General features: G+C 56.9%; 24 protein-coding genes. 11 read left to right on the top strand and 13 right to left on the bottom strand.

The features are described 5' to 3' along the window. Nucleotides 1-34: 34 nt before the first annotated feature. The gene (locus AC2YI2_RS31205; protein ID WP_487390439.1) at nucleotides 35-934 is read left to right on the top strand and encodes an AraC family transcriptional regulator; all 900 of its coding nucleotides are present in this window, start codon (nucleotides 35-37) and stop codon (nucleotides 932-934) included. Between the two features lie 342 nt (nucleotides 935-1,276). Here AC2YI2_RS31205 and AC2YI2_RS31200 read toward each other — a convergent pair whose 3' ends face one another. Both AC2YI2_RS31200 and AC2YI2_RS31195 read right to left on the bottom strand, forming a co-directional pair. Next, complete coding sequence (locus tag AC2YI2_RS31200; RefSeq protein ID WP_487390438.1) at nucleotides 1,277-2,704, bottom strand: aldehyde dehydrogenase family protein; 1,428 nt, start codon at nucleotides 2,702-2,704, stop codon at nucleotides 1,277-1,279. A 166-nt stretch (nucleotides 2,705-2,870) separates the two neighbouring features. Then, complete coding sequence (locus AC2YI2_RS31195) at nucleotides 2,871-3,281, bottom strand: winged helix-turn-helix transcriptional regulator (protein WP_487390437.1); 411 nt, start codon at nucleotides 3,279-3,281, stop codon at nucleotides 2,871-2,873. 648 nt (nucleotides 3,282-3,929) lie between these two features. On the opposite strand from AC2YI2_RS31195, the gene AC2YI2_RS31190 reads away from it, so the two are divergent. After that, the gene (locus tag AC2YI2_RS31190; protein ID WP_487390436.1) at nucleotides 3,930-4,742 is read left to right on the top strand and encodes a sugar phosphate isomerase/epimerase family protein; all 813 of its coding nucleotides are present in this window, start codon (nucleotides 3,930-3,932) and stop codon (nucleotides 4,740-4,742) included. Then, complete coding sequence (locus AC2YI2_RS31185) at nucleotides 4,739-5,566, top strand: shikimate dehydrogenase family protein (protein WP_487390435.1); 828 nt, start codon at nucleotides 4,739-4,741, stop codon at nucleotides 5,564-5,566. Before AC2YI2_RS31190 ends, AC2YI2_RS31185 begins: the two co-directional genes overlap by 4 nt. Before the next feature lie 52 nt (nucleotides 5,567-5,618). On the opposite strand, the gene AC2YI2_RS31180 is transcribed toward AC2YI2_RS31185, so the two are convergent. Both AC2YI2_RS31180 and AC2YI2_RS31175 read right to left on the bottom strand, forming a co-directional pair. Next, nucleotides 5,619-6,428: a shikimate dehydrogenase family protein gene (locus tag AC2YI2_RS31180; RefSeq protein ID WP_487390434.1), complete on the bottom strand. Its 810-nt coding sequence runs from the start codon at nucleotides 6,426-6,428 to the stop codon at nucleotides 5,619-5,621. Continuing rightward, entirely contained in the window at nucleotides 6,422-8,395 is a 1,974-nt protein-coding gene (locus AC2YI2_RS31175) for an FG-GAP repeat domain-containing protein (RefSeq protein ID WP_487390433.1), read from the bottom strand. Before AC2YI2_RS31175 ends, AC2YI2_RS31180 begins: the two co-directional genes overlap by 7 nt. 86 nt (nucleotides 8,396-8,481) lie before the next feature. Between AC2YI2_RS31175 and AC2YI2_RS31170 the strand changes: the two genes are divergently transcribed. The 4 genes from AC2YI2_RS31170 to AC2YI2_RS31155 all read left to right on the top strand — a co-directional run bounded on the left by AC2YI2_RS31170 (nucleotide 8,482) and on the right by AC2YI2_RS31155 (nucleotide 11,980). Next, nucleotides 8,482-9,420, top strand: a complete 939-nt coding sequence (locus AC2YI2_RS31170; protein ID WP_487390432.1) for a dihydrodipicolinate synthase family protein — start codon at nucleotides 8,482-8,484, stop codon at nucleotides 9,418-9,420. 141 nt (nucleotides 9,421-9,561) lie between these two features. Beyond that, nucleotides 9,562-10,449: a ribokinase gene (locus AC2YI2_RS31165; protein ID WP_487390431.1), complete on the top strand. Its 888-nt coding sequence runs from the start codon at nucleotides 9,562-9,564 to the stop codon at nucleotides 10,447-10,449. A gap of 75 nt (nucleotides 10,450-10,524) precedes the next feature. Then, a complete protein-coding gene (locus tag AC2YI2_RS31160; protein ID WP_487390430.1) occupies nucleotides 10,525-11,097 on the top strand; it encodes a LysE family translocator in 573 nt (190 codons plus the stop codon). A 106-nt stretch (nucleotides 11,098-11,203) separates the two neighbouring features. Next, nucleotides 11,204-11,980: a 2-keto-4-pentenoate hydratase gene (locus AC2YI2_RS31155; protein ID WP_487390429.1), complete on the top strand. Its 777-nt coding sequence runs from the start codon at nucleotides 11,204-11,206 to the stop codon at nucleotides 11,978-11,980. 21 nt (nucleotides 11,981-12,001) lie between these two features. Here the strand turns inward: AC2YI2_RS31155 and AC2YI2_RS31150 are convergent, their stop codons facing one another. The 4 genes from AC2YI2_RS31150 to AC2YI2_RS31135 all read right to left on the bottom strand — a co-directional run bounded on the left by AC2YI2_RS31150 (nucleotide 12,002) and on the right by AC2YI2_RS31135 (nucleotide 16,783). Beyond that, on the bottom strand, nucleotides 12,002-12,934 hold the full coding sequence (locus tag AC2YI2_RS31150) for an SMP-30/gluconolactonase/LRE family protein (protein ID WP_487390428.1): 933 nt from the start codon (nucleotides 12,932-12,934) through the stop codon (nucleotides 12,002-12,004). A gap of 190 nt (nucleotides 12,935-13,124) precedes the next feature. Then, nucleotides 13,125-14,117, bottom strand: a complete 993-nt coding sequence (locus AC2YI2_RS31145; protein ID WP_487390427.1) for a dienelactone hydrolase family protein — start codon at nucleotides 14,115-14,117, stop codon at nucleotides 13,125-13,127. A 139-nt stretch (nucleotides 14,118-14,256) separates the two neighbouring features. Beyond that, entirely contained in the window at nucleotides 14,257-15,336 is a 1,080-nt protein-coding gene (locus AC2YI2_RS31140) for an aldo/keto reductase (protein WP_487390426.1), read from the bottom strand. A 139-nt stretch (nucleotides 15,337-15,475) separates the two neighbouring features. Next, nucleotides 15,476-16,783 (bottom strand): ABC transporter substrate-binding protein, encoded by a 1,308-nt coding sequence (locus tag AC2YI2_RS31135; protein ID WP_487390425.1) that lies wholly within the window; start codon nucleotides 16,781-16,783, stop codon nucleotides 15,476-15,478. Nucleotides 16,784-17,211: 428 nt separating this feature from the next. On the opposite strand from AC2YI2_RS31135, the gene AC2YI2_RS31130 reads away from it, so the two are divergent. Continuing rightward, a complete protein-coding gene (locus AC2YI2_RS31130) occupies nucleotides 17,212-18,018 on the top strand; it encodes an SDR family NAD(P)-dependent oxidoreductase (protein WP_487390424.1) in 807 nt (268 codons plus the stop codon). After that, nucleotides 18,011-19,087, top strand: a complete 1,077-nt coding sequence (locus AC2YI2_RS31125; RefSeq protein ID WP_487390423.1) for a Gfo/Idh/MocA family protein — start codon at nucleotides 18,011-18,013, stop codon at nucleotides 19,085-19,087. The genes AC2YI2_RS31130 and AC2YI2_RS31125 overlap by 8 nt, the downstream gene beginning before the upstream one ends. Nucleotides 19,088-19,309: 222 nt before the next feature. Here AC2YI2_RS31125 and AC2YI2_RS31120 read toward each other — a convergent pair whose 3' ends face one another. The 5 genes from AC2YI2_RS31120 to AC2YI2_RS31100 all read right to left on the bottom strand — a co-directional run bounded on the left by AC2YI2_RS31120 (nucleotide 19,310) and on the right by AC2YI2_RS31100 (nucleotide 24,537). Then, the gene (locus tag AC2YI2_RS31120) at nucleotides 19,310-20,605 is read right to left on the bottom strand and encodes an ABC transporter substrate-binding protein (RefSeq protein WP_487390422.1); all 1,296 of its coding nucleotides are present in this window, start codon (nucleotides 20,603-20,605) and stop codon (nucleotides 19,310-19,312) included. A 35-nt stretch (nucleotides 20,606-20,640) separates the two neighbouring features. Next, complete coding sequence (locus tag AC2YI2_RS31115) at nucleotides 20,641-21,489, bottom strand: carbohydrate ABC transporter permease (RefSeq protein ID WP_487390421.1); 849 nt, start codon at nucleotides 21,487-21,489, stop codon at nucleotides 20,641-20,643. A 13-nt stretch (nucleotides 21,490-21,502) separates the two neighbouring features. Further along, the gene (locus tag AC2YI2_RS31110; RefSeq protein ID WP_487390420.1) at nucleotides 21,503-22,441 is read right to left on the bottom strand and encodes a carbohydrate ABC transporter permease; all 939 of its coding nucleotides are present in this window, start codon (nucleotides 22,439-22,441) and stop codon (nucleotides 21,503-21,505) included. A 66-nt stretch (nucleotides 22,442-22,507) separates the two neighbouring features. After that, entirely contained in the window at nucleotides 22,508-23,566 is a 1,059-nt protein-coding gene (locus tag AC2YI2_RS31105; RefSeq protein WP_487390419.1) for an ABC transporter ATP-binding protein, read from the bottom strand. A 140-nt stretch (nucleotides 23,567-23,706) separates the two neighbouring features. Continuing rightward, a complete protein-coding gene (locus AC2YI2_RS31100; protein WP_487390418.1) occupies nucleotides 23,707-24,537 on the bottom strand; it encodes an IclR family transcriptional regulator in 831 nt (276 codons plus the stop codon). A 240-nt stretch (nucleotides 24,538-24,777) separates the two neighbouring features. Here AC2YI2_RS31100 and AC2YI2_RS31095 point away from each other — a divergent pair, with 240 nt between their 5' ends. Together AC2YI2_RS31095 and AC2YI2_RS31090 are read left to right on the top strand one after the other, a co-directional pair. Then, nucleotides 24,778-25,788 (top strand): Gfo/Idh/MocA family protein, encoded by a 1,011-nt coding sequence (locus AC2YI2_RS31095; protein ID WP_487390417.1) that lies wholly within the window; start codon nucleotides 24,778-24,780, stop codon nucleotides 25,786-25,788. Nucleotides 25,789-25,834: 46 nt separating this feature from the next. Continuing rightward, entirely contained in the window at nucleotides 25,835-26,635 is an 801-nt protein-coding gene (locus tag AC2YI2_RS31090) for an alpha/beta fold hydrolase (RefSeq protein WP_487390416.1), read from the top strand. Nucleotides 26,636-26,766 lie beyond the last annotated feature (131 nt).

Raw genomic sequence — 26,766 nt, 5'->3', positions numbered from 1 at the left:
TATATGATTGCAGATCGTCTTAAGAAAGGGCATTATGAACGTGCTTGATGACTGGCTGCGTATATTCTGCCATCCCAAATATCATCTGGCGCGGAGTGTGACTTGCGGCCGTTGGGGCTTTCGGCTCGAAGGCGGGTCGGTACTGGTCTTCCATATGATCCGGCGAGGCGGAGCCTGGTTGCGGATTGAAGGGCGTCCCATGACCCCCCTGAACGAAGGGGACCTGGTTGTCCTGAGTGATGGCGTTGCTCACGAAGTCGTCGATAGTCCGCAGACAACGGCAGAACCGGTGGAGCAGTTCGCTCGCCGTCAATTCGATTTGGCTGCAAATGACAGTTCGACGGAAATCTTTTGCGGACAGTTTCGGCCTGACACGATCCGTGCCCAGATCGGTGTGTCCGCCCTGCCGCCCTTTGTGCATCTCAAGGCCGCCGACATTGAGCAGGATCGCGGAATCGCGGCACTCTCGGCACTTCTGACAGCCGAACTGGATAGCGATCGCCAGGGCAACGAGATGCTGGTCGAAAGACTGGCCGACGGCTTGCTGATTTACGTCCTGCGCAACGCCGCGGCACAGGCAGGACACGGCCCTGGCTGGCTGGCAGCAATGCATGACCCGCAACTGGCCCGGGTATTCCGCGCCATTCACGCCGCCCCACAGTCCGATTGGACCGTCGCGACGATGGCTGGGCAAGCCGGACTATCCCGAGCGGCGTTTGCACGACGGTTCACCGAACGTGTTGGCGACACGCCGCTGGGCTACCTTACAGCTTGGCGCATGACCTTGGCCGCACGGCGTTTCGAGGGTGGCAAACTACCACTCGGGATCGTGGCATCGGAAGTCGGCTATCGGTCCGAGGCTGCATTTAGCCGGGCCTTCACGAAGTATCATGGCGTGGCACCCGGCAAATATCGCATCACTGCGGGCGCCTGACAGCCGGTAGCCGATGGCGGCAATCCGACCTAGACTTGGACCGCCAGCATCTTCTTAAGCAATTCTCGTAGGCGAGTTGTACATTGCCGTCGTGACCCTGTCGCAGAGAGGGCAGGTCGGAAGACTTTGATGGCCGGAGGAAGGCCTGAGACTCCGACTTCAATGGGCGGGGGAACCTTTCCCGGTCCTGCATTCTTTCGCATCGTCTGCAGGCTCCTCCACAACGAAGCCACCACCGGCATTACCAATGCGTCTGGCAAATAAGGGAAGGAGCACGGAGAAATTCGCAGGATGCCCGGATCAACCCAATTCCGGACATCCACTTTCAAAGCGCTTGGGCTGTCAAGCCGCCTCGCGGAAACCGATGATGGCCTTGATCTCAAGGAAGTCGGCGATTGCCATCGGACCCCATTCACGTCCGTTGCCGGACTGCTTGTAGCCGCCGAAGGGCGCAGCCAGATCAAGATTAACATTGTTCAAGTAGACTTGGCCGGCACGCAGGCGACGCGCGATAGCTTCGGCCGCAACCCGCTCACCCTGAACATAGGCAGCAAGGCCATACGTCGTGTCGTTGGCGATCCTCACCGCTTCCTCTTCGTCGGAATAGGCGATGATGACCAGGACTGGCCCGAAGATTTCTTCACGCGCGATCGTCATGTCGTTGCGCACACCGGCAAAGATCGTGGGCCGGACGTAAAAGCCAGCATCAAGTCCATCGGGACGGCCGAGCCCTCCAGTCACAAGCGTGGCGCCTTCATCGAGACCCGACTGGATCAGACGCTGGATCTTATGCCATTGCGCTTCCGAGGCCACCGGTCCCATCTTTGCATTGGAGGAAGGATGGCCGACCGACCAGGTTTCGGCGGCCGCCTTGGCAAAGCTGATTGCTTCGGCAACCTGATCGACATGGACCAGCATCCGCGATGGCGCGCTGCAGTTCTGTCCGCTGTTGAGCATCATCTGCGCTACGCCCCCTTCGACCGCAGAAGCGAGGTCCGCGCTACGCAGAACGATGTTGGGTGACTTCCCCCCCAGTTCCTGGTGCACCCTTTTGACTGTGAGCGCACCGGTGCGAGCCACCTCGATCCCAGCCGCAGTTGAGCCGGTGAAGGAGACAAGGTCCACGTCGGGATGGCTCGTCAAAGCATTGCCGACAACGCGTCCATCTCCATGAACAAGGTTGAATACGCCCTTGGGTGTTCCGGCGTCATCGAGGATCTTTGCAAGGATGGTACCCGAGAACGGCGCGATTTCAGACGGCTTCAACACGACGGTGCAACCCGCAGCAAGCGCAGGTGCCACCTTTGCGGCCATCAGCATCAGCGGCCAATTCCAGGGCGTGATCAGAGCACAAACGCCGATGGGCTCGCGCACGACTTCACTTGTGCCAAGCGGCTCATCAAAACGGTAGGTCTGAAGCGCTGCTCGTGCAATCTTGAAGTGGGCAACGCCGACGGTCACCTGCAATTGCTCTGAAAGCCATTGCGGCGCGCCCATTTCATCCGTCACCGCAAGGGCTAGGTCGTTCGCTCGCTTGTCGTAGGCAGCAATAATTCGGTCGAAGAGCGAAATTCGCTCCTCAATCGAGGTGAGAGAATATGTCTCGAAGGCTCTGCGCGCAGCTGAAACCGCGTCGTCCACGTCACTCGCATCGCCCAGCGCGACCTGACCAACGACGGTTTCGTCCGCGGGGTTGATAACATCGATTATGGTTGTGCTTTTGGGCTGTACCCAGGTTCCGTCGATATAGAATTGAAGATTGTTACGCATGAGAAAGCTCCATCATTGTTGATGGAGCCATAGGTATCTTTTGTAAACTTGGCGTCAATCAGGCACCTGAAGTCGCGCTGGTAGGGCAGAGTATACTTGGCACGGATTCATCATTGCGGGCACGATGGCGAACCGTCTATTGAAGGCTTCCGCCGCTTCGTTCGTGTCACAGGCGTAACTGTATCAGCGACCTGTCCGCTGCCTTCTGCCCGCCATCCTTACCGTCGAAAACCTCTCTCGCTTCGGTGACCTCCGGCAGTTTCACCAACGTCCACTTGTGCAGTTCTTGAAGGGGCTCCCGCAAGGTATGGCCGAGTGGCGTCAGCTGATATTGCACCGCCACGGGGGAGAGTGAAATTACCTCTCTCGTTATAAGACCGTTGCGCTCAAGGCGGCGAAGGCACTGAGTGAGAGCCTTCTGCGTCACCCCTTGTAAGCGGCGGCGGATGGCATTGAAGCGCTGCGGTCCCTCATTGAGAACCGCAATCACCATCATCGACCATTTGTCGGCGATCTGATCGAATAGAGCCCGGCTCGGGCATTCGGAAGAAAAGCAGAGCGGTTGCAGTTCGAGCATGATGGTTTCCTTCGATATACCTAGGCGACTTGAAGTGCCTTATTTACGCTAGGTTTATATCGTATACCTGAAAGACTGTTAAACACAACGGAGCTCTAGTTGTGCCCAGTCCGATACAAGCGGCCTATTCCTTCCTTTCACCATTCGGTGGCTTGATCTCAAAAATCGACAAGTACCGGTACTGAACGGTGCACGCTGGTGTCTGGCATGCTGCGATTCCCAAAGTGATTCTCTTGACGAAGAACGAAACACAGCTGCATCGACGTGGACCTACGGCACAAGCGCTCTTGCAGCGCCAACTGCGGCCGCCCTCTTACCCACTGCAGCCAAAAACACTTGGCTTGAACATGCGAGCCGACAACATTATCGAAAATAGCCATCATTGTCGGAACGCTATTCCAATAACAAGTGAACTGTAGTAGACGTGCATTGGGAGGAAGCGGGTTCGGAGACCAACATTCAGCTTCCTTGAGATATCTAGCAAGTCCGAAGGAGGGAAGATCACTTCTCGCCAATCGTAAGACTATTGGCCGTGTGTAGGCGCCCGCGCCGTGCCCATCTGGGCGAGTATCCCGCTTTCGCAAAATACGCCGAGAGAATCCACCAGATCTTCTCCAGTCTCGGCGTATGCAAGTTCTGAGAGGTCTGATGACAGAGATCGTATTCAACCACGCTACCGTCCGTGAACGCGCGGATATGTTGACGTTCCTACGTCTTTCTTCAGACAGGGGGCTAAAGACAGTGTCAGTCTGGGGTGACGAAATCGCAAAAGTTGGCGAGTCCGATGCGCTGTCGGCACTTGATGACTTTGGCATGACAGTCTCGGGCTACAATCGCATCGGCCCGTTCGTTCCAGAGTACTTGGATCGCGCAGAGGCGGAACTGGAGCGAGCGGCGCGTTTTGGTGCCGATCACGTCTTCGTCTTCACCGGCGGCCTCCACGAAACCGAGAAGAACCTATATGCGGCCCGGCGGCGGGTGGAGGATACGTTCGGCCGGTTGCTCGATATGGCGCGAACGATCGGTATAAAGCTGGCAATCGAGCCGCTTCATCCCATGCTTGCGGGCGATCGTACAGTCATCGCAAGCTTGTCCCATGCCAATGCGCTGGCCGAAACTTTGGGTCCGGGAATTGGGGTGGTCGTCGACGTATACCACGTCTGGTGGGATGAGCGTCTTGCGGCGGAGATCGAACGTGCCGGCCGCGCGGGAAGGCTTCTAGGCTTTCACGTCAACGATTGGCTCGTACCTACCCGGCATATATTAACGGACCGGGGTATGATGGGAGACGGCATTATCGATCTGCTCGCTATCGAAGGTATGATACGGCGTGCCGGTTTCCAAGGGCCGGTCGAGGTGGAAATTTTCTCAACAGATTGGTGGTCACGGGATCCTGGCGAGGTGATGGACATCGCCATCGCCCGGTGTCGGCAGCTGTTCGGCCAGGAGGCGACATCATGAAGGCAACGATCCCAAATCTCGACGGGGGGTCGCGGATCTATGCCGTTTTCGGCGATCCGATTTTCCAGGTACAGACACCACATCTGATCAATCCCATCTTTGCCGCTTCTGGCAAGAACATCTACGCGGTGCCGTTTCACGTAACGGCCGAGCGTTTCGCGGACGCATGGGACACGTTCGCTGCCATGGCGAATGTTTGCGGAATCAGCACCACCGTGCCACACAAAGTGGTGGCCGCGAAACGTTGTGACACTCTAACTCCGACTGCCAAGGCGGTTGGCGCTGTGAACTGCGTGCAGCGGGGCACCGATGGGCGTATGCATGGCGCACTTTTTGACGGAACTGGCTTTGTCGAAGGTCTTGGGGAGGCGAAGGCACGAATTAGGGGCGCCCGCGTGCTAATCGTCGGAGCAGGAGGTGCGGGTCGCGCCATTGCGTTTTCGGTTGCGGAAGAAGGAGTAGGGCAGCTTGGTCTGATGGATCTTTCCGCTGACTCAATCGCGTTCACCGCAAGCATGGTTAATTCGGTTACGGGGCGTGAATGCGCGCGTGCGGTCGATGCATCGAGCGGCTGGGACTATGATATAGTGATCAACGCTTCACCAATCGGCATCAAAGGAAGTACTGTTTTCCCCATGCCGGATGCAGCGATGCGACCGGACATGCTGGTTGCCGATATTGCGAGCCTCACTGGAGAGACGGCGCTCTTGCGCGCCGCGCGTGCGGCAGGTGCTGCTACCTTCGACGGCAATGATATGCTTGGTGCACAGATCCGGCTAATGGCCGGTTTTTCCGCAGGACTTCCTGCGGGAGCGGCATTGTAATCATCAGAACGACGCGCGGCATGGTAAGCGCGGCGTTAACGTGTCAGCTTTTCTATCCCCAAAGTTCGCAAAGGTGGTCGGCAATTAGTCCGACCTGCCCGGTGATCATGTGAATTCCCGAATGGACTTGCACCCCTCTCTTCTCGGCAAGCGATAGGAGCTGAGTGGTCTCAGGCTGGGCGATGACCTCCGCAAAGGTCATGCCAGGTTGCAGAAGTCCGGCATCGAGCGGCAGGGCATCCGTTTCCTTGAGGCCCAGGGACGTCGCATTGACGACCAGTCCGCCCGCCTCAGGCTCCGCCTTTCCCGCCTTCGCAACGTTGCCGGCGAAGGCAGCGTTGACTGTCGTGGCCAGAGCGTCCGCTTTGTCCATTGTTCGATTGGACACGGTGATGGCTCTAGCGCCGGCTTCGACGAGCGCGAACGCAATCGCCACGGCGGCACCACCTGCACCGACCAACAACACGTCACGGTCTTCTATCACGATACTTTCCGCCCGAAGGCCCCTGACGAACCCTTTTCCATCGAACTGATAGCCACGGAAGCTGCCATCCCTTTCGCGCCGAACGACATTGACCGCCCCGACGCGTGCCGCCACGGGATCAAGACTGTCGCAGAGTTCGACCGCTGTCTGTTTATGGGGAAGGGTAATGCCGAAACCCACGAGATTCGGCATTACCTTCAATCCAGCCCAGATGGTCGACAGATCGCTCGCCGGTACATGCAGCGGGACGCAGGCAATATCGGCGCCGCGTGCTGCAAACAAGGGATTGATGGCGGCAGGCGTCTTGGCTTGGGCAATCGGATCGCCGATCACGCCCATCAGACGAGTGGTCCCGCGAATTTCGAAGCTACCTACCACGACAATTCTTCTCGCTTCAACCACACGATGGTCCCGTCCTCGACCCCGACGATCAGGTCAAGAGCGCCGCGTCCGGCCCAATCCACCGCTTCAGGAGAGGCGACGTGCATGGCCATCGCAATGGTCTCGCCTTTGAACCTGATGGGGAGCGGGAAGGCAAACCGAGGATCTTCCGGCGTCCCTACGTTCCGGGACAAGAACAAGCCGGCTTGCCTCGTGGTATTCCGCGGAGCGCCGGTCTTTGGGTCGGGCGGGACGCAGGCGCGGGCATGGGTTCCGAAAATAAGGTCCATGCGTCCGCTATCCTCCCAGTCGCAGAGGCAAAGCTTCACCCGGCCGCGACCGCCGCCGACATCGACAGTGAATCTTATCGCATCGCCATTTTCCCACCGGACGTGTCTTTTGTTGACCAGTTCGGTGTCGGACGCGCGTGTCCAGTCGCTGAGAACGCCGTCCTCGTCCAATGCGAGATAGTGCAGTTGGCCATTCTGCTGCCAGTCAACGACCGCCGGACGAACCCGCCAGACAGTTTTCAGCGGCTTGCCGTTATAGTTGAGAAACTCCTCTTCCGCGAAACGCGGTGGGATCGTCTTCTCGCCAGTATTGCGGAACAACCGATGACGGCCCGTGACGTCGCTGACCAGGAGATCCATTTGTCCGCTGCCGGTCCAGTCGGCAATCGTCGGGCAGGAATAGCCGAACATCTTTTCCGACGGCCCCTGGATCGAGCCGTCGAGTCCCGCCGCGATCCTGACAGGTTTGCCGCCAGCTTCGAGCATTTGTTCCTTGCCGAGATAAATAGAACCGTTCTCTTCCCGGCTGGGATAGAAGAGCAGTTCGCCGCTGCTGTTTCCGACCACAAGATCGAAATGTCCGTCGCCGCTGAAGTCATAGGCAGCGGGGCTTGGCAGAACGCCGGCATGGATCAGAGGTTTGGTGGTCTCCACACGTCCACGCTTTTCGAACCTCGGGAGTCCGTCCGCTCCCTCGCCGCAGTTCTTAAGAAAGGTAATGTAGCCGTCCTCGGCGCCGACGAGAATATCATCACGCCCGTCTCCGTCCCAGTCGACCACGCAAGGCAGGTGGATGCATTGATCAAGTTCGAGAACCTCGTCGTCCGGCGTGCGTAGAAGGCTTGTGGGTTCGAACGACCCGTCCTCGCGTTGCCGCGCGATATGCAGAATATTCCAGAATTCGCCGGCGATCAGGCTGTCTCTCTGTCCCCCGAACCGGCCGAAAGCGGGCGCAAGCTGTCCGTAGACCTCGAGTGCCGTTTCGCCGGCTATCAGAGCTTTTCCCTTCTCCAGAACCGGATTGGAAAGTGTTCCGGTATTCTTGAAGGCGTAAAGGAAGCCTCGCAACGGACCGCCCAGCCAACGCCCAGCATCGTCATAACCGCGATAACCTTCGTCGTTCCATTCAAGCCCGTTCGGCCAGTAGTCGTCCCAGTAGTCGCTGCCCACGATCAATTCGGGGACGCCATCACCATCGATGTCGTGGAAGCGGGCCATGTGGAAATATTCGTTCCCCTTGACCCAGTCAGCGTCCAGATCGAGCCGCACGGGTTCGCCGAATTCCGGCGCTCCCTTGGAACCGATATTCAGGAAAACATAGATCTGCTTGCGCATGCGCGATGCTGACACCAGGTGAAAGGTGTCGCCGTCCTGCACGGCCGTCACATAGCCGCGGACGCCCTCGATGAGCTCCTCCTCACCCAAAACCGGCGTTCCGTCTTCATTTGTTCCGATCTGGCGTCGCAGAAAGACCCGGCCATCGTAACAAGGATCCCATGCCGAAATCAAAAGGTCTCTGCTTCCCGTTCCGGTCCAGTCGACCACTTCGACGCAGGTGATGATGCGTCCAGCCACAGCGGCGGAATCGACCGTCGGATGATAGTGCAGCACCTCAGCGCCATAGTCCGGACCATGCCAGACTGTCGCATCGTCCTCCCACCTTTTTACCCTCACGCGCCTAATCTCCCTATTTCAAATTCCTTAGTGGAATGCTATTCTAATATCAAATCATCACGTAAATCCATATGAAAGAAACACTGATGAACAAAAATGCGCACGGAATTGTCCCGGTCATGCTGACGCCGTTCACACCGGACAACCAGATCGACTGGGACGGACTTGAACGGCTGGTCGAATGGTATGTGGACAATGGCGCCGATGCGCTCTTCGCAGTATGCCAGTCGAGCGAGATGCAGAGGTTGTCCCTCGACGAGCGTGTCGCTCTGTCCAGGCGTGTCGTTTCCCTGGCAGGGGGCCGCGTATCCGTGATCGCCTCCGGGCACATCAGCGAAAGCGCGGACGATCAGCGCACCGAACTGAAGGCAATGGCCGATACGGGTATCGATGCGCTGGTGCTTGTTACCAACAGGCTGGACGCAGGTCATGCCGGAACGGAGGCGTTTCGCGCCGGCATCGAAAATGTCTTAAGCTGGGTGCCGGGCGATATGGCACTCGGGCTCTACGAATGCCCTGCGCCGTATCGCCGCCTGCTTAGCGACGACGAATTCAAACTCTGCCGCGATACGGGTCGTTTCGTAACGCTGAAGGACGTATCCTGCGATCTTGAAACCATCCGGCGACGTGTGGCGATGTCAGGCGATTCCGGGTTTGCCGTGGTCAACGCCAACGCCGCAATCGCTGCGGCGGCAATCCGAGTGGGATCGAAGGGGTTTGCCGGGGTCTTCACCAATATCCATCCGGATCTCTACGCATGGTTGTACGAGAACGCTTCCGAAGACATCCCATTGCGGCGTGATCTGGAAATATTCCTTGCCCTTGCTGCCATGGCGGAATCAATGGGCTATCCAGGCCTTGCGAAGACCTATCATACGCAGCTTGGGACGTTCCCGAGCGCCTACTCCCGCGTCACCGATTACGACATCACCGAGCGCCATTGGGCCGTTCTGGATCTGCTCAACCATATTCACGAGGGCACGATCCGGTTCCGGGAGGCGATCGCTCAACGCGCCGGACACTAACGTCGGCATTTCAACTTCAGCCAAGACCCACGACTTTGGCTGCCATGGACGGCGGCGAAGTCGTGATCATGTCCGGGCTTTCCACATTCGGGCACGCGTAGGCAACCCGCATCAGCCGCTTCATGTCAGGAAGGATTTTTCGTGATTGTCACGTTTGGCTCCATCAATGCCGATCTGGTTTTCTCGGTTAAGGAGATGCCGCAGCCAGGCCAGACGCTTCTGGCCGATCAGTTCCGGACCGAAGCGGGCGGTAAAGGCGCCAACCAGGCCGTTGCTGCCTCACGCGATGGCGCAACCGTCGTCATGGTCGGGGCGGTCGGGCAGGATGCCCTAGCGGACGTCGCGCTAAGAAATTTGACCGAAGCCGTGGACCTCAGTCGCGTGCGCCGGGTCATGGAGCCAACGGGCTGCGCTTCGATCCTGATTGATAGCCACGGCCGGAACATGATTGCGGTCGCCTCCGGTGCCAATCTCGTCGCGTCCTCCGAAGACGTCGAAGACGCACTTATCCACGACACGCGCATCGTCCTTATGCAGATGGAGAACGACCCCGCCGAGATCGAGAAACTCCTTCGGCGTCTCAGCCTCACGAACGCCATGTCGATTCTCAATCTGGCGCCGGCCTTGCCTCTCGAAAGAGAGGTTCTCTCGCTTTGCGCGCTCATCGTCGTGAACGAAGATGAGGCCGAAGCACTTGCGGGCTGGCTGGGCTCCGGATCATCCGCAATGGATCTGTCTCGCACGCTCGGAACAGGCGTTCTCAAAACGCTCGGCGATGATGGAGCGGAGGCGAGCGTTGCGGGGGAGAATATCAGAATCTCGGCTTTCTCGGTTGAAGTCAAGGATACGACTGCAGCAGGGGATTGTTTCGTTGGCGTTCTGGCATCGGCGCTGGATCGCGGACTCTCATTGACGGACGCCATGAAACGGGCCGCGATTGCGGCGGGTCTTTCCTGTTCCCGCAGCGGGAGCCAATCCAGTATTCCCTTCGCCGCGGAGACGGACCAGTGGTTGGAAATGCCGCAATAAGTTGGTGTGCGTGCCCTGCATGCAGGCTTTCGATCGTTTACAGGCATTGTCCATTATGTTTCCCCAGAGGTTAGCATGAGGTATTCGACGTTCCTTTTCGCGGTTCTTGCGCTTCTGCTTACGCCGGGACCGACGAACATGCTCATTGGGCTTGCTGGAGCTCAACGCGGTCTGCGAAGCCTTTGGCGTCTTCTGCCGGCTGAACTCATCGGCTATCTGACGATGATTTTGCCGGCCGCGTGGTTCGGGGCGATGATGATCGAACGCTGGCCCATGGCGACGGTTGTTCTGAAACTCGTTGCTGCCGCATGGGTGATGTATCTGGCGATCAGGCTATGGGCCCCGCGATCCGCTGTCGTTCGCCATGACGAGGTGACGGCAAAGCGCGTCTACATCACCACGGCCCTCAATCCAAAAGCCCTTATCGTCGCGTTCGTCCTCTTGCCGGCTCCAACGGATGAGCAATTCCTGCTGAAGCTTGCGCTTTTCTGCGTTACCGCAGCTGGCGTGGCACTGGTGTGGGCTGCGTTTGGAACGGCTACTCGATCAAAGGTAGACGGTGGCGATCGCTTGACGGCTATCCGCCGCGTGGCGTCGATATGGCTCGCGATCGTGTCCGGATCCCTGTTCCTCGCCGCTCTTTCCTAATGAAGACGAGGCGGCCGTCGAGAGGGACGGTAGCCCATCAACCGAGAGTACGCTTCCTTTCACCAATCCCCGTGAGCGACGAGCCGCAAGCGACAATGGAGACGGCATGAACCACTTGAGATCAACCGCCGCTATCAATGAAGTGGCTCGGGAGCTGGTGAAACTACGGAGCGAGGGAAGGCAGCTGCGGGCCGCACGTTTTCCGATACGTCCGACCGACCTTCGAATGGCAATGGAAACGCAACATCTCGTTTCGGAACTGGAAGGCGTTGACAGTGGGGCCTGGAAGGTCGCGGGCTCGCCGGCCGGAAATTTCGTCGTCGCACCCCTTCATCCCTTTATGCATAGTGTCTCGAAACCCAGTTTACTCTGGCGGCCAGGCATGAAGCTCGAGGTGGAAATCGCCGTAAAGCTAGGCCGGGACCTCCCTGTCTTGTCCGAAGGCACTTATGACCGTTCCGGGATTTCGGAAGCGGTATCGGAAGTTTATCTCGGCGTGGAACTGGTTTGGTCCGCGATAGAAGACGGCGCGGGAGTGTCGTATCCTCTTTTCTTGAACGACAGGCTTGGAAACATGGGTTACGTGCTCGGACCGCTTCAGCCGGCTTCGCTCCTGGATTCGTGTGCGGGAACGCCGCTTCATGTGTCAGTTGATGGGCGTGTGCTGTATGAAGCCGGAGCGCGACATCCGACCGGAGACGTACTTACATGGCTTCTCGGCTATGCAAATAGTAGATCCGGGCCGCCGGCGAGCTTGACGGCGGGTTCGGTGATTACCACGGGCAGTCTTTGCGGGGCGTTCGAGATCGCGGAGCCGGGGAAGATTGAGGTCAAGCTCGGCTCGGGAGCAAGCTTCGATTTTCTGCTATCGGCCGAATTGTAATCCATTGAGGCGAGGCCAAAGTTACCTCGCACCTTGATGTTGTAGTTTCAGCCCTTTCTCCCCCCAAAGAAGTCTTCCGACGCGCCCTGTCAGCGACAGGGTCACGACGGCATTTTGCATCTCCGCTCCTACAAATGCGAGATTTGTCGGGTAGATCTCTGGCATCCAAATTTGGTCGAGTAGTTCGCCTTTAGGCGAGACCACCGTTATGCACCCGGTCACTAAAGTAGAGACGCAGATGTTGCCTGAAGCTGCGATCTTCAGGCTGTCGATCCGCTGGAAGCCGCCTAGCCCGATGACGAGTTCACCGCCGCTTTGGCTCGGGAAAGGCTTTTTAAGGACCGCGCCCGGTTCAGCGATGGTGTAGCTCCATAGTCGGGCTGTTTCCATCTCCGCGACGTATAATGTTTCAAGATTGGGTGATAAGCCAATGCCATTCGGCGCCAAAAGAGGAAACACTACCCTCTTTAGTAAACTGCCATCAGATTTTCCGTAAAACACCGCACCGTGGTCGCGCTGGAACTCCCGAACCCTACCCGTGTCAGTGAAATAAAATCCCCCGTGATTATCGAAAACGATATCGTTTGGCCCGTTGAGTGGTCGGCCCTCGTATCGATCATACAACGTTGTGACCTCGCCGGTAGACACCTCAACCCGTTGAATCGTGCCTCCTTTGTAGTCCGGCGCCAGACCGAGGGGCCGCAACCAGCCGCCCTCTTCTATCCAGGAGAATCCGCCATTATTGCATACGTAGAGCGCCCCGTCCGGTCCTACAGCCATCCCGTTAGGGCCGCCATTTGTTACAGCCAGTTGTTCCTGTTTGCCGCCTTCCCTGATCCTCACAATCCTGCCGCGGCCGATCTCAACGACTGCAATCGAACCGTCAGGGAGTTCAACCGGTCCTTCTGGAAAGCGAAGTCCCGTCGCTATGATCTCGATATGGGGTTTCGTCATGGGATCACCCCTATGGAGAAAAATCTGATGCTTAGAACCAGGAAAGACATTTGCAGTTTCTCCCCGTCGGGCCGCCCTCTCCCAAACGAGTTACAACGTCTTAAGTCTGGAGGCCCATGAGGAGTCCGGTTTGCTCGCGATGGGATGTAACCGTGTCGCGAGCGCCCGGAAACTGCAAGCACCGTTTCAATCAAAGCTTCAGAGTAGATTTGACAAATTCCGTGATCGCCTCTGTCGATGCGCGAGTCGCTTCGGGGTCGTGGCCAACGACCGGCTTTAGTCTTACACAGGCATCTTTGTAGCTGAATGGCGCGTTGGTCTCCACGTTCATCAGGATACACTGATCGTTTTCTCTGATCTCGCAATCACGCACTGATTGGTCAGCCTTCGTGGGCATGGGAGGATTGGCGCCGAGGGGATTATCAAACGCGTGCGCCGCATTCGGATATTCACTTATTGCGATGTCAGCCCCACCATTCTTGAGCCGTTCGGCATAAGCCTTGCAGGTCCGAACGGGGTTATAGTCGTCCAGAGTTCCATGAAAGATGCGGATTGGACGTTGCTGGACGCTCCAGTCGTGGCGGTAGGTCGTTCCGCAATCGGGATAGAAAATCACATAGCCCGCGAAATCAACGCCGCTCTTGTTCCACATTTTCTGAAACCGCGAAACGCTCGAATAAAGGGCGCCTTGGCCACCGCGGGAGAAGCCCATCAGAATGATCCGATCTGGGTCGACCCGGGGATGCTTTGCCAAGATGTTAAGCGACCGAAAAATGTCGAGAGAAAAATTGAGGCGGCCCAACAGAGCCTGATTGTCGCCCACGCTGCTCAAACCCCACCCAGTCATCCCGTCGATGATAAATGTCGAAATCCCCATGGAGTTGAAATGGCGACGCCAGTATTGAATATTGGGACCCGGGCCTCCCGAACCATGCATTAGGACGACAACAGGGAGCGGCCCCTTACCTTGGGCAATCCTCAATTCACCGCCAAGGATAACCTCCTTACCATTAGCATCGCCGTTCAGATATTGCGTATAAGTGATTGTCAGCGAGTGTATTGAGTGGAGTTCGACCCGCGCCGGCGACGATTTATCTGCAAGTGCCTGAGCTCTGCTCTGCCCATGCGCAATAGATGCCAAGAGCGCGATGGCAAGCAATGCTTGCAGAAGTAGTCTTGTCATGTTGCCTCCTCCCGTGAGCGCTTTAGGGTTTAAAACGTTGATTCCTTGCTGAATTCTTCCCGAATTCCAACAGTTAGTCGATAATGCAGACCAATCGGCTCTGCTTCCTTTGCCATGGGTACAGGACCCTGTTCAGCCGCTATGCAGCCTTGCCGGAACCAGCGCCCGCGTGTCGACGGATCTCTGGCACTAACCATGGCGAGACGTAGCCGCGATCAGCTTCTTCGATAAGTGCGCCGGGAGGAACGAGCGCGTCGATTTGGTCGAGCGTCGAATGATCCAGTTTCGTCTCAAAGCCAGCCTCCATTCCAACGAATTGGTCGATCGTCCGGGGGCCGAGGATCACAGCCGTCACCGCAGCATGCGCAAGCGGAAACGCCTGCGCCATGTGTATCAGCGACAGTCCCGCCTGCCGCGCTATCGACTCTAATTCGGGAAGCAATTCGAGCTTCTTGAGGTTGCCGGGACGCTGCATGTCGAAGCGCGATTGTAGAATGGGATAGTGCTTGCCCCACTCACCCTGGACGCGGTCCGCACGCGATCCAGCCGGTGCACCAACGTCAGATGTATATTTGCCGGTCAGCCACCCCCCGTTCAAGGGGCTCCAAGCCGTGAATCCCATCCGGTAGTGTTGAACGGCGGGCAATGTCTCGCGCTCGACAGACCGCTGAAAAATCGAATAGGGCGACGTCTCGTTGATAAATCGGGAGAGCTTTTGCAGGCGACTGACAGCCTGTGTTTCGGCAAGATACCAGGCGGGGGCCGTAGAACAGCCGAGGTATCGAACCTTGCCTTGGGTTACGAGATCGCTCAACGCGCCGAGCGTTTCTTCAAGATCGGTCTGAAGATCGGGGCGGTGCATCTGATAGAGATCGATGTGATCCGTCTTCAGCCGGCGAAGGCTGTTTTCGACCTGTTTCATGATCCAGTAGCGCGATCCTCCTTGATCATTATGGCCATCGCCTGCCGAAAGCCTAAACTTTGTTGCAAGAACGACCTTGTCGCGGCGTCCTGAAATCGCCTTGCCGACAATATTCTCCGCTTCCCCGTGGGAGTACGTGTCGGCTGTATCGATAAAGTTGATGCCCCGGTCGAGGGCACGATGCACGATTTCAACGCATTCGCGTTCGTCGGTATTGCCGTCCGATCCGTAGCTCATGGTGCCGAGCATATATTCACTGACCTGAACCCCGGTCCGGCCAAGGTATCGATACCTCATGACATGGCGTCTCCTGCGCCAAACTCTGGTTCATCGACAGGATGATCCCGAAAAGACTGCTGTAAGATCCGTTATTGGTCCCGCTAAGTGCGGGAATGGTCGCACCGCATCCCAAGTCTGGGATGCGGTGCTTGAAGGCTCAAGACTTCGAGAGAGCCTCGGAATAGCGGGATTTGATCTGGGAAACGACGCTCTCAGGCGTAGTTCCACGCAGGATCATGCGCTGGAATTCCTCGCCGGCAATCTGATTGAATATCGATTGAATGACAGAGTAGGTCACCAGACGGCCTCGCTCCCGCACGAGGGTCTTCCAACCTGACTGATCCGCGGCTTCAGGCGTTGAAAAATACGGATCATTGTAGACGCTTGCCCGCGCCACGACTTCCCCGCCACGGGCGGCGAGAATCTGCGCTTCCGGGCTTGTCATGAATTTCACGAATTCCCACGCGGCTTCCTTGTTTGGGGAATTTGCGTTGATGCTCAACTGGAAGCCATAAGCGGTAAGCTTGTCGTCAGGCCCAATGGAAGGCGCCGGAGCCCAGGCGAGATCATTGTCGGCAACTGCCTTTTCGATTCCCTTATATCGGTAGAGGCCAAACGAGGCGGAAGCGACCGTTCCCGAACGCAGACCGTCCTGCAACTCATTATATCCGTATTGCAAAGTGACAGGCGTGGAGGCCTTTTTTGCAAAAAGGTCTGACACGGTAGTTGCCGCCAGCAGAAGCCGATCATCAGCAAAAGCGATGTTGCGTCCGTCGGGAGCGAAAAGTGGACCGTCATTGCCGGCGAGCATCGAACTGATGATGAATTCGTTAAATGCTTGAGCACCGCCAATCCCGCCCGTAACGCCGATCGGAACAGCATATCCGATTGTTGCTCCCTTGGTGAGTTTCGGCCCCAAAGCTCCGACTTCCTCGTAGGTGCGCGGAGGTGTCGAAATCTGGGCCTCGGCAAACCGGCTTTTGCGGTAAATGAGGATCGGAATGCGAAGGTCTTGCTGCAGGCCCCAAAGCTTCCCATTAACCTTCGTCTGGTCCAACGGAATCAGCCAATCCTTGGTGTCGATGCCATCGCGAGCTACAAGGTCATCGATTGGCAAGATAGAACCGGTGGACGAATATTCTGGCTGCTGGGAATTCGAGACGCGTATGACGTCGGGCGCACCGGCACCGGCGCGCGCCGCTCGGATTCCATTTGCACCTGATGGGTCGACAACGACCTTGATCCTGATCGACGGATTGGCCTTTTGAAAAGCTTCGATCATGCGGTTTTGCGCCGCTGCTCGGGGGTCTTTGGCGTTTGCCGGATCCAGGAAGCCGTTATAGCTCACCTCTGTTGTAGTGCCGGATTGCGCCGATGCCTTACGGATTCCAACGCTGGCAACGACTGATGCAGCGGCGATGCCGCCCATCAGTGACCGGCGCGATAGTTTCAATTTTTCGTGCATGTGCTTACCTCCCTGTTGCACTTCTTCGCTGTCGTGCGCGCAGCGCGCCACGTCAAATAATCCCGTTATCGATGCGGCAAGATTCTTCCGAGACCAGCGTTGCCATCATCTCATGGCTATTGAAGTGTTATTGGAACATCATTCTATCTAGGAAAATGTGCTTGTCAACTGCGGCTGAATCTAGGCTCCAGGACGCGAAATTGCCTCCGATCGTGCCTTGACAGACGACACGCGCCTGTATGTGATGGAATATCATTCTGATAGCAATTTCCCCAGCGGGCGATTAAGCTTGTTTCAAATTACAATCGGATTGCGGGGACGGCTGGGTAGCTCAGGATCCCGTGCGGCAGCGTCACTGACCGCGTCAGGAGCGAAGACGACGTTCCATAGCGCCTTCAAACGGGCGCTGAAGGAAATGGGGGTAAGATATGCGTGTTCTCGTGACCGGAGTGAGCGAGGGGATAGGCGGTACGATTTGCCGCGAAATCGCCAAAAGACCAGATTCAGGCGTCGCAATATGCGTTCGAAGGAACCGCGGGTCTGTGGAGAGACTTGCAGATGACCTGCGGCATCAGGGCTGCCAAGTCCTTGTCCTTGAGGGTGACCTTCGCGATCCCACGGTGCCCGACTACTTCGTCGGGGCGGCAACGGACGCGTTGAAAGGTCTCGATGCGATTGTTTCCAATGCGGGCGCAGTCGATCCCACATCTTTGGAAGATATGCCGCTCGAAGTCTGGGAAGAGATGTTCGCGTTGACGTGCCGCGCGAGCTGGCTTCTGGCTAAGGCGGGATTCCCGCACCTCAAGAAAAGCCAGGGCGCCTATGTCGCGATTTCATCGCAATCCGGCGTTCATCCGCATCGCCAGACCGGGGCCTATAGCGCGGCGAAAGCGGCGCTCATTATGCTGTGCAAGCAAATGGCGCTCGAATGGGGGGAGCACGGCATACGGGTTAACAGCATTTCTCCCGGGATGATCATGACACCCATGACGCGCTCGATATACGACGACGTCGACATCATGCGCCAACGAGAGGCCATCGTCCCGCTGAAGCGGATTGGCGCGCCCGTCGATGTCGCGCGTATCGTCGATTTTCTGATTGATCCCGACAATCGCTACATCACGGGCGAGAACATCATGGTTGACGGCGGCCTCACGCTTTCTGTTCTCGACCGGATCCCCGGCATCGCCCGTCGCAAGGCGGATACCAGCCCAGCGGGGGCAGAAAATGCCTAATGTCGCAAGCAGCCCGACAAGACACGCCGTGAGGATTGGTGTCGTTGGCACGGGCGCCATCGGGCGTCGCCACGCCCTTTTCTGCATGGACGAGCCGACTGTAAGCCTTGTCGGCATTGTCGATCCGGCGGAAAGCGCCGCCGGCTTCGCCGCGGATCTGGGTGTCGACCACTATCGATCATTGGAGACGTTGCTGGAACGGCAGAAGGTGGACGGGCTCATCATCGCGGCCCCGACACAGCTTCACCGCGACATCGCGATCATCGCCATAGCGCGTGGGATTTCCGTGCTCATTGAGAAACCGATCACAGTGCTGCCGGGCGAAGCCGCTGAATTAATCTTGGCCGCACAGGCGACCAACGCGAAAATACTGGTCGGCCACCACCGGCGACACAATCCCATTGTTCAACTTGCGCGAGACATCGTCAGGCAGGAGCTTGGTCGTCTGCTGGCAGTCAACGTGATCTGGGCCCTGCTGAAGCCCGCAAGCTATTTTATACCGGACTGGCGGCGCCGCGTCGGCGCCGGTCCGATCCTGACGAACCTAGTGCATGACATCGATCTTCTCCGATTCATCTGCGGAGAAATCAGCAGCGTTACGGCGCAGACGAAAGCATCGGCTCGAAGCCATGAGGTTGAAGACACGGTCGCCGTCTTGCTCGCTTTCGAAAGCGGCGCGTTGGGTACGCTAATCGGAAGCGACGCTAGTCCGTCACCTTGGTCCTGGGATCTGAACTCGGGGGAAAACCCATTGTTTCCCGTCAGTCGGGAGAACTCCTTTCACTTTTTCGGCACAGAGGGATCGCTTGAGTTCCCTGACCTGCATTTGTGGCGTTACCGCGTCGATGGGGAAGCCGGATGGACGCGACCGATCAGTCGCGAGGGCCGAGTTGTACAAGCCACCACTGACCCCTACCGCCTGCAATTGCAGCACTTCGCGCGCGTGATCACTGGCGAGGAAGAGCCGCTCGTGAGCGGCGAAGACGGAATGCGAAGTCTTCAGGCAACCGCTGCCATTTTGCATTCCGCCACGACCGGCCGATCCATCGATCCTTTGCAGTTGGCCTGATCGCCAAGCCGCAAAGGGGTAGCTGATATAGTTGCAGGTTTCGACCGCTCCCGCTGGCAGAACCTTGTGCAGGTGTGATCCGCGGAACCAGTCTCGGATGTTCCCAATATGTGCGTTTCCCGGCTATTGCTGACAAACATCCTGAGCTCACGGTGCAAAAAGAGGCGGGGCGGAACTGAGAATACTCCCCGTTCCGCCCCGCCCGTCTTGGGAGGTAGTTGATCACTGCGCCTTGCTTAGCGCGGCATCATAACGCTCGACGACTTCGTTATAGGCATCCTCGGGCGAACCATCGCGAAGGATCATTCTCTGGAAAGCCTCGCCGACGATCGTGTGGAAAGTCGACAGGATCGGCGTATATGCCACGGTGCGGCCACGTCTTCTGATGAGATCGGCCCACTGTACCTGGTTCTGAGCCGCTTCATTCTGGAAGTACGGCGCGCTGTACGCCGATTTCCGCGAGACGACTTCGCCGCCTTCGGCCGCGATGGCCTGCGCCTCGGGTGAGACCATGAACTTGATGAAAGTCCAGGCAGCATCCTGCTTCTCGGACTTTTTGTTCATGGCAATGTGATAGCTGTAAACCGTCTGCTTGTCTGTGTCCGAGAAGGTAGGGGCGGGTGCCCAGCCTAGATCGTCTCCACCACCTTGCTGCTGAACGGTCTTGAATCTGTAAAGGCCGAACACCGTCATCGCCGCCGTTCCCGACCGGATTCCATCGTGAACTTCGTTGATACCCATCTGCGCGCTTCGCATCGGCGTGACCTTGCACGTCGTGAAAAAGTCCTTAATGGTTTTCGCAGCGCTGACAAAAGACTCCTTCGAGAAGGCGATCTTGCCATCCGGACCAAAATATTGGCCTTCATTGCCGGGAAGCATGGAGCTTAGATAGAACTCTCCGAGCCCCTGCGCGCCGCCAAGACCACCTGTCGCCCCCAGCGGCACTGCAAATGGAGTGGTATTGGCTTGCGTGAATTTCGGACCGGCCGCGCATACGTCCGCCCAGGTGTTAGGCGGGGTAACACCAGCTTCCCGCAGGGCGCCCTTGCGATAGAACAGGATGGGAATACGGAAGTCCTGAGGAAGGCTGAACAGATGGCCGCCGACCTTGGCGCTGGAAAGCGGAAGAAGCCAATCATCATCGGCAATCGCTTCCTTCTTCACGAGATCGTCCAACTCGACGAGATTGCCGGTCGATGCGAATTCAGCAATTGCGAAGCCGACAATGCGCACAACGTCAGGCGTCTCGCTACCGGATTTGATCGAGCGCGATACCGTCTGACCCGTCGGATCGACGAGCAGTTTGATCTTGATGTCTGGGTTCTTCGTCTCAAAGGCCTGGATCATCTTCGTTTGAGCGGCGGCTCGAGGATCCTTGGCATTGTTGGGATCGAGAAACGTGGAGTAAATGATTTCGCTGCTCTGGGCGAAAGCCTGTGTGAGGGGCGAGAGTACCCCCGCGCTAAGGCCAAGTACCGCTGCCGCTGTGAGCAGGGCACGTCTTGATTTAGAGTTCATAATGATACTCCTCCTTGTTGTTTGGTGAATTTCGTTCAGCCTTTGACCGCGCCCGCGGTTAGGCCGGAGATGAACCATTTCTGCATGAAACCGAACATGATGATGACAGGCATGGATGCGATCATGACAAAGGCCATCATGTAGGACCACGAGATGCCGATCGCGTCGAACACCTGGTTTACAAGAGCAACCTGGAGCGTTCTCTTTGCCACGTCAGGCGCAAAGACCGCGACGGTAATGTAATCGTTCCAGGTGGTAACTATGCCGATGGTGGCAACGGCGGCGATGCCCGGACGTATCAGCGGAAGGATGAGATTCCAGATGATATCGAACCGGTTCGCTCCGTCCATTATGGCCGACTCTTCGATTTCGACCGGGACCGCCTCGACGAAATTGGCAATGAACCAGACCGTCTGCGGGATGATTCTCGCGGAGAGAATGATCGTCACCACGATCCCGCTATTGAGCAGGCCTACCGAGTCGAGCAGGTAATAGGTGGGAACTAGCAATGCCACACCTGGGACCATCGAGGTCGCCAGAATGACCATCATCAACGCCCGCTTGCCAGTGAAATCGAAACGCGCGGCAGCATAGCCCGCAGGTATTCCAACAAGAAGGGCAATGACGACAGCGCCGACGGCGTACGCGACTGAATTCCACAGATCCTGCACAAAGGACTGATCTTGAAAAACCTTGATATAGTTTTCGAGCGTCGCCGAACTCGGCCAGAGCGTTGGTGGAACTGCTACTGCTTCGACTTCCGTCTTAAACGAAGTTGCCAATGCCCACAAAATTGGGCCAAGGACGATGAGGGCGATGAACAGGGCACCCAGTATCGCAGCGAGCCTTCCAGCTGGACGATCAGAGGATAGAGCGGTACTCATACTTTGGGATCTCCTATCCGGTAACACGGCCGGTGAGGCGTGTGTACAGCGCGCCAAGAGCGATGTTCATGAAAAGAACGACGATCGAGACGACAGCGGTGGGGCCAATGTTAACGGCTTGAATGGTGCCGCGGAACGCTTCGAAGCTCAGCGTGGTGGTCGAACCCAAAGGCCCGCCGCCCGTCATGACGATAATCAGCGTCATCAGCGTCAGGTAGATGATCGAAAGGGTGAGAGCCGTGCTGCCGAGCGTCGGAATGATATGCGTCAGAGTGACATATCGGAATTTGACGAAGGGACCGCCACCGTCGATCTCTACGGCTTCATACAATTCCTTCGGAATCGACTGCATCGCGGCCGTGGCCATCACCATGACGTAGGGAAACGACCACCAGGCGGTGACCAGCGTGATGAGAGGCAATGCCAGACCCGGGTCGCCCAACATCAGGCCGGGATCGAACCCAGCCGCCTGAATGAGGTACGGAATAGGTCCAAAGGACGGGTTGAGAAGCCAGAGCCAAATGCTGCCCACCACCGACATGGAAAGCGTCCAGGGGAACAGAATTAAGACACGCAGGGCCGAACCGGTGACGCCGGCGCTATTGAGCACAAGCGCCGCCGCCATGCCAAGGATCAAGGCACCTGCGAGTGATCCGAAAACGTAGATCAGCGAGATGAGGGTGGTGTCCCAGAATTCAGGGGACGTCAGAACCTCGCGGTAATTGGCGAGCCCGACGAAGCCGGCTAGCTCGTAATACTTCGTCTTCTGAAAGCTGAGCCAGGCCACGAACACCGTCGGATACAGTGTTACGAGAAAGAGAATCAGTACCGCCGGCGCGAACCAGAGATATGGCGCCCATGTGAAGCGAGGCACTTCATCGACCTCTGGATCTTGACTTATGAACCCGGCTCCAAGGGGATTGGCTGCGGCTTGAATAGGTTGTGTTGACATATTTGCTCCCGTCCTTACCAACGCTGCGCGAGTACTGACAGCTAAAGGCTGTCGTGCATTCGGTGACTAGGAGATGCGCCGCCCGTCGCTTTCACGGAAAAGGTGGACGCGGGAGAGGTCCGGCGTCACCCGTATTGTTTCTCCGGCTTTCGGCAGGGTCCGGTCACGGAATATGCATACGATGCTCTGGGAGCCATGTCGGGCAATGATCTGCGTCTCTGACCCTGTCGGTTCTACGACGGCGACGGTGAGAGGCAAACCATCATGATCGCTCAACGTGAGGTGTTCCGGTCGCACGCCGTAGATGACGCTCTCGGAGGAGGAATGACCGAAGCTATCGGGTAGAGGCAGCGAAGATCCGTCTTCCAGAACGAAGCGCCCCTGCTCGACCCGACCTTTCAGGAAGTTCATTGAGGGCGAGCCGATGAAACCGGCCACGAACATATTATCGGGGTGATCGTAGAGCTCGAGAGGGGCGCCGACCTGCTCAACGTACCCATCGTGCATGACGACGATCTTGTCAGCCATTGTCATGGCTTCCACCTGATCGTGAGTCACGTACACAGTCGTGGTCTTCAGGCGCTGATGCAGTTCCTTAATCTCTGCACGCATTTGTACGCGCAGCTTGGCATCGAGGTTCGAAAGAGGCTCGTCGAACAGGAAGACCTGCGGGTCCCTGACGATCGCACGCCCCATGGCCACGCGCTGGCGCTGGCCGCCCGACAGTTCACGGGGATAGCGGTCGAGGAGCTTGGTGAGGCTGAGTATCTCCGCTGCCCGTCTTACACGCGTTTCGCGCTCCTCTTTGGAAGCCTTCTTCAGCTTCAGAGAAAAGCCCATGTTTTCAGCAACGCTCATATGAGGATAAAGCGCGTAGTTCTGAAAAACCATAGCGATGTCGCGCTCTTTCGGCGGAATGTTGTTGACCGTGCGTCCGCCAATCTGGATCTCGCCGCCGGTGATGCTCTCCAACCCAGCAATCATGCGGAGAAGGGTCGATTTTCCGCAGCCGGAGGGTCCAACCAACGTGACAAATTCGCCTTCGTTGATGTCGACTGACACGCCATGAAGCACCTTTACCGCTCCATATGCCTTGCGCACTGCCTTTAGCTCAACATTAGCCACTCACACCTCCCATTGACCGTAAAGACGGCCCCTCCTCGACCACGACCGATAACGGTCGTTATCGGAACGTTATTCCATTAAGGATGTCGGGTGTCAAGCTTTGCCTAGGTCATCGAAGAATTCGATGTTATCTCTCGGTCTTAAACGGCCTCTTCAATGCCTTTGGGCACGGCTACGGCTGGGGTTTGCCGACTAGTGAGCGAAATCCGATAAGGCCATAGCTCAGAAAGTTCCTGCGCCGCTGATTTCACCTGCTCTGCGACTTCCGGCACTACGAGAGGCGAAAAACGGTGAATTGGACCGGCAACACTGACCGTCCCAACGACTTGCCCGCTTACTCGTATCACGGCCGCGATTGCGGCGACCCCTGGCTCGGCTTCCTCAATGGCACTCGCCCAACCTTGCTCTTGAGTTTCGTCAAGGGCTGCCGAGAACGTCTGCTTGGTCGTTATCACCCGAGGACCGCCAATATCTGTGCGTCCGAGACCGCTGGCTATTGCACGCGCCAGCGCTTCGTCGCGATCAAGTGTCGCGAGCCACGCTTTACCGTTTGCCGTTGTATGAAGCGGCACCTTCGCGACTAATTCCGGCTGATAGATCAGACCCGAACGAACACCTTGTGAATGCGCAATCCATGTCAAGCCGTCTGGGTCAATGATGGCAATCCTGCCAAGGCCTTTGGTAGTATCTGCCAAACGATCGAGGATCGGCTGACAAATGTCTGGGATCTTCGTCCCGGCCAGCAGACGTTGGCCAACAACAGCCAATCGCAGTGATAAGCGATAATAACCGCTCTCAGGAACTTGTTCAGCCCAGCCCAAGTCGCACAAGCTGGTAAGAAGGCGATGAGCTGCGCTTTTCGGAACGTCTAAGCGTCGACTGATCTCGCCAAGGGACAATCCGCCCGCGTTTTCACTGAGTAGCGTGATGAGATCGAAACAGCGGTCTAGGAGGGATTTGACAAGTCGCATGATACCACGATAGTTAGTTGCCGGAACACAGTTCTGTTAACATATTGACGCCAAGGGCGCAACTTTCCGCTTGTTGTTGTCAGCAATACAGCCAAGCCGCTATGCAACGTTAAAACGGGCTACCACTGCTTCAATCGCTGCGTGAAGTCCGAGCCTGCATAACGGTATGCGGGCAGCATCATAGTGTGAAAGGTGGCTCTGGATAGAGAACTGAATAATATCCTTACCGCGGAGGACAATATGAAAATAGCGATATTCGACGTCAGTCACTGGCACTTTCCTCTCTATCTGTCCGCGCTGCAAGATCCAGGAATAGAGGTTATTGGAATATCCGACTCTGCGTCATTCGCTGGTCAAAAGTTCGCCGACCAACTGAATACGAAACTCTTCGCTTCGAACGAAGATCTCTTTAAGGAGAATTTCGATTTTGCTCTGGTGTTTAGCCGCCATTCAGACATGGCAGAGCTTGCCGATCGATTGATCACGCGTGGAATACCCTTCCTCATCGAAAAGCCTTGCGGTCTCAACCTTCAGGAAGTCAGCCGGATACGCCATCTTTCAGAAGAGCGTGGCATCTATGTCAGCGTTCCGTTCATTCTGCGCGTGAGCGATCTCGCGAGCCGCCTGTCGGTGTCAGAAGGCTTCACCCCTGACGGCTATCAGCACCTTGCATTTCGGTTCATTGTTGGACCGGTCGCTCGATATGAACGGGGAGGGTGCAACTGGATGCTTGAGAAACAGTATGCCGGTGGTGGATCGACGCTCAACGTCGGGGTTCATTTCATCGATCTGATCGCAACATTGACCGACAGTCCGATCACTCAGGTCTCTGCTCAAATGCAGACCTATCGGCCCGATGTCACCGTTGAAGAGCAGGCCGTTTTCACATGCCGAACCGCCGCTGGCCAGATCGGGGTGATTGAGACAGGCTATCTGTATCCGTCAACGGCAGATGATCAACGCGACTTCGATTTTTCGATCTCGCATGCAAATTCGTACGTTAGAGGATTTTCAGACCAGTTCTACAAGAAGCCGCGCGATCAACAGCAGGGGCGATCCGACACGGTAGAATACAATACCGACGCTTACTACTCCACTTTCCTAAGGCAATCGTGGGCAGATCTTCGGGCCGGTCAAAAGCCGTTCGCAGGTCTGCGGGAGGCTGCGCATGCATTTGCCGTTGTCGAGGCAGGATACCGTTCCGCGGCTAATGGCGGTGCGCCTGAAGCAGTGCAGAGCACTCTGAAATAACTGGGCGCTGAGGGCAGGTGCTTAGCGCTGTCTTGGAGACATTATAATGACCAGATCGATATATAAAACCCGTGGAGTTTCCCTTTCCGTTTCTGAGCATGGAGAGGGAATGCCATTCGTATTTCAACACGGGCTTTGCGGAGACGCAGACCAGGTTATTCAAGTCTTCCCTGAAGACACCAGATATCGGTGCTTGACGGTCGAATGTCGGGGACATGGGCAATCCGAGACTGGTCCGCTTGACGATCTGTCAATCCCTATGTTCACTGAAGACGTAGCTGAATTTCTACAACACTTGGGCCGACCGGTTATCGGCGGCATCTCTATGGGGGCCGCGATATCTCTTCGAATTGCCGTACGGTGGCCACATATGATAAGAGCGCTGATCCTAGCCCGCCCTGCGTGGGTAACCGAAGATGCGCCCAAAAGCGCGTATCCCAATCTTTTTGTGGGGCAATTGCTCGCGCAATACGAGCCTCAAGAAGCTTTAAGTCGTTTTGAGGCGTCAGCGGTTGCAAAGGATCTCGCTGAACACGGTCCAGACAACTTGTCGGCAGCCCGCGGATTTTTCACCCGCGAGCCGATAACGGTAACATCTGCCTTGCTAACCTCCATCACTTTGGGCGGTCCTGGCGTAACTGAAGACGAAATCAGGAAGATTTCTGTGCCAACTCTCGTCATTGGAAATAATCGTGATCCAGTCCACCCTATTTCTTATGCGCGCGTGTTAGCCGAACTGATACCTGATGCCTCATGTGTTGAGATTACTTCGAAGTCTGATAGTGTTGAAGCATACCGACGCGATTTTAAGTCTGCGCTCGGGACGTTTCTGAGAAATCTCAATTAACTGGCAGAGGCTGCTGACTACGCGCATGTCGCTGAAGTAGGACAAGGATACCTAGGCTACTCTGGGCGTCTAGTTGACCTGCCACTGCGAATTTCCTTCAGAATTGATTAGCACTACTTTGGCAGATTTTT

Source organism: Rhizobium sp. SRI_017, from assembly GCF_057586295.1.
Note: the sequence above shows the minus strand (reverse complement) of the source record. Positions and strands in the feature narration are given on the sequence as shown.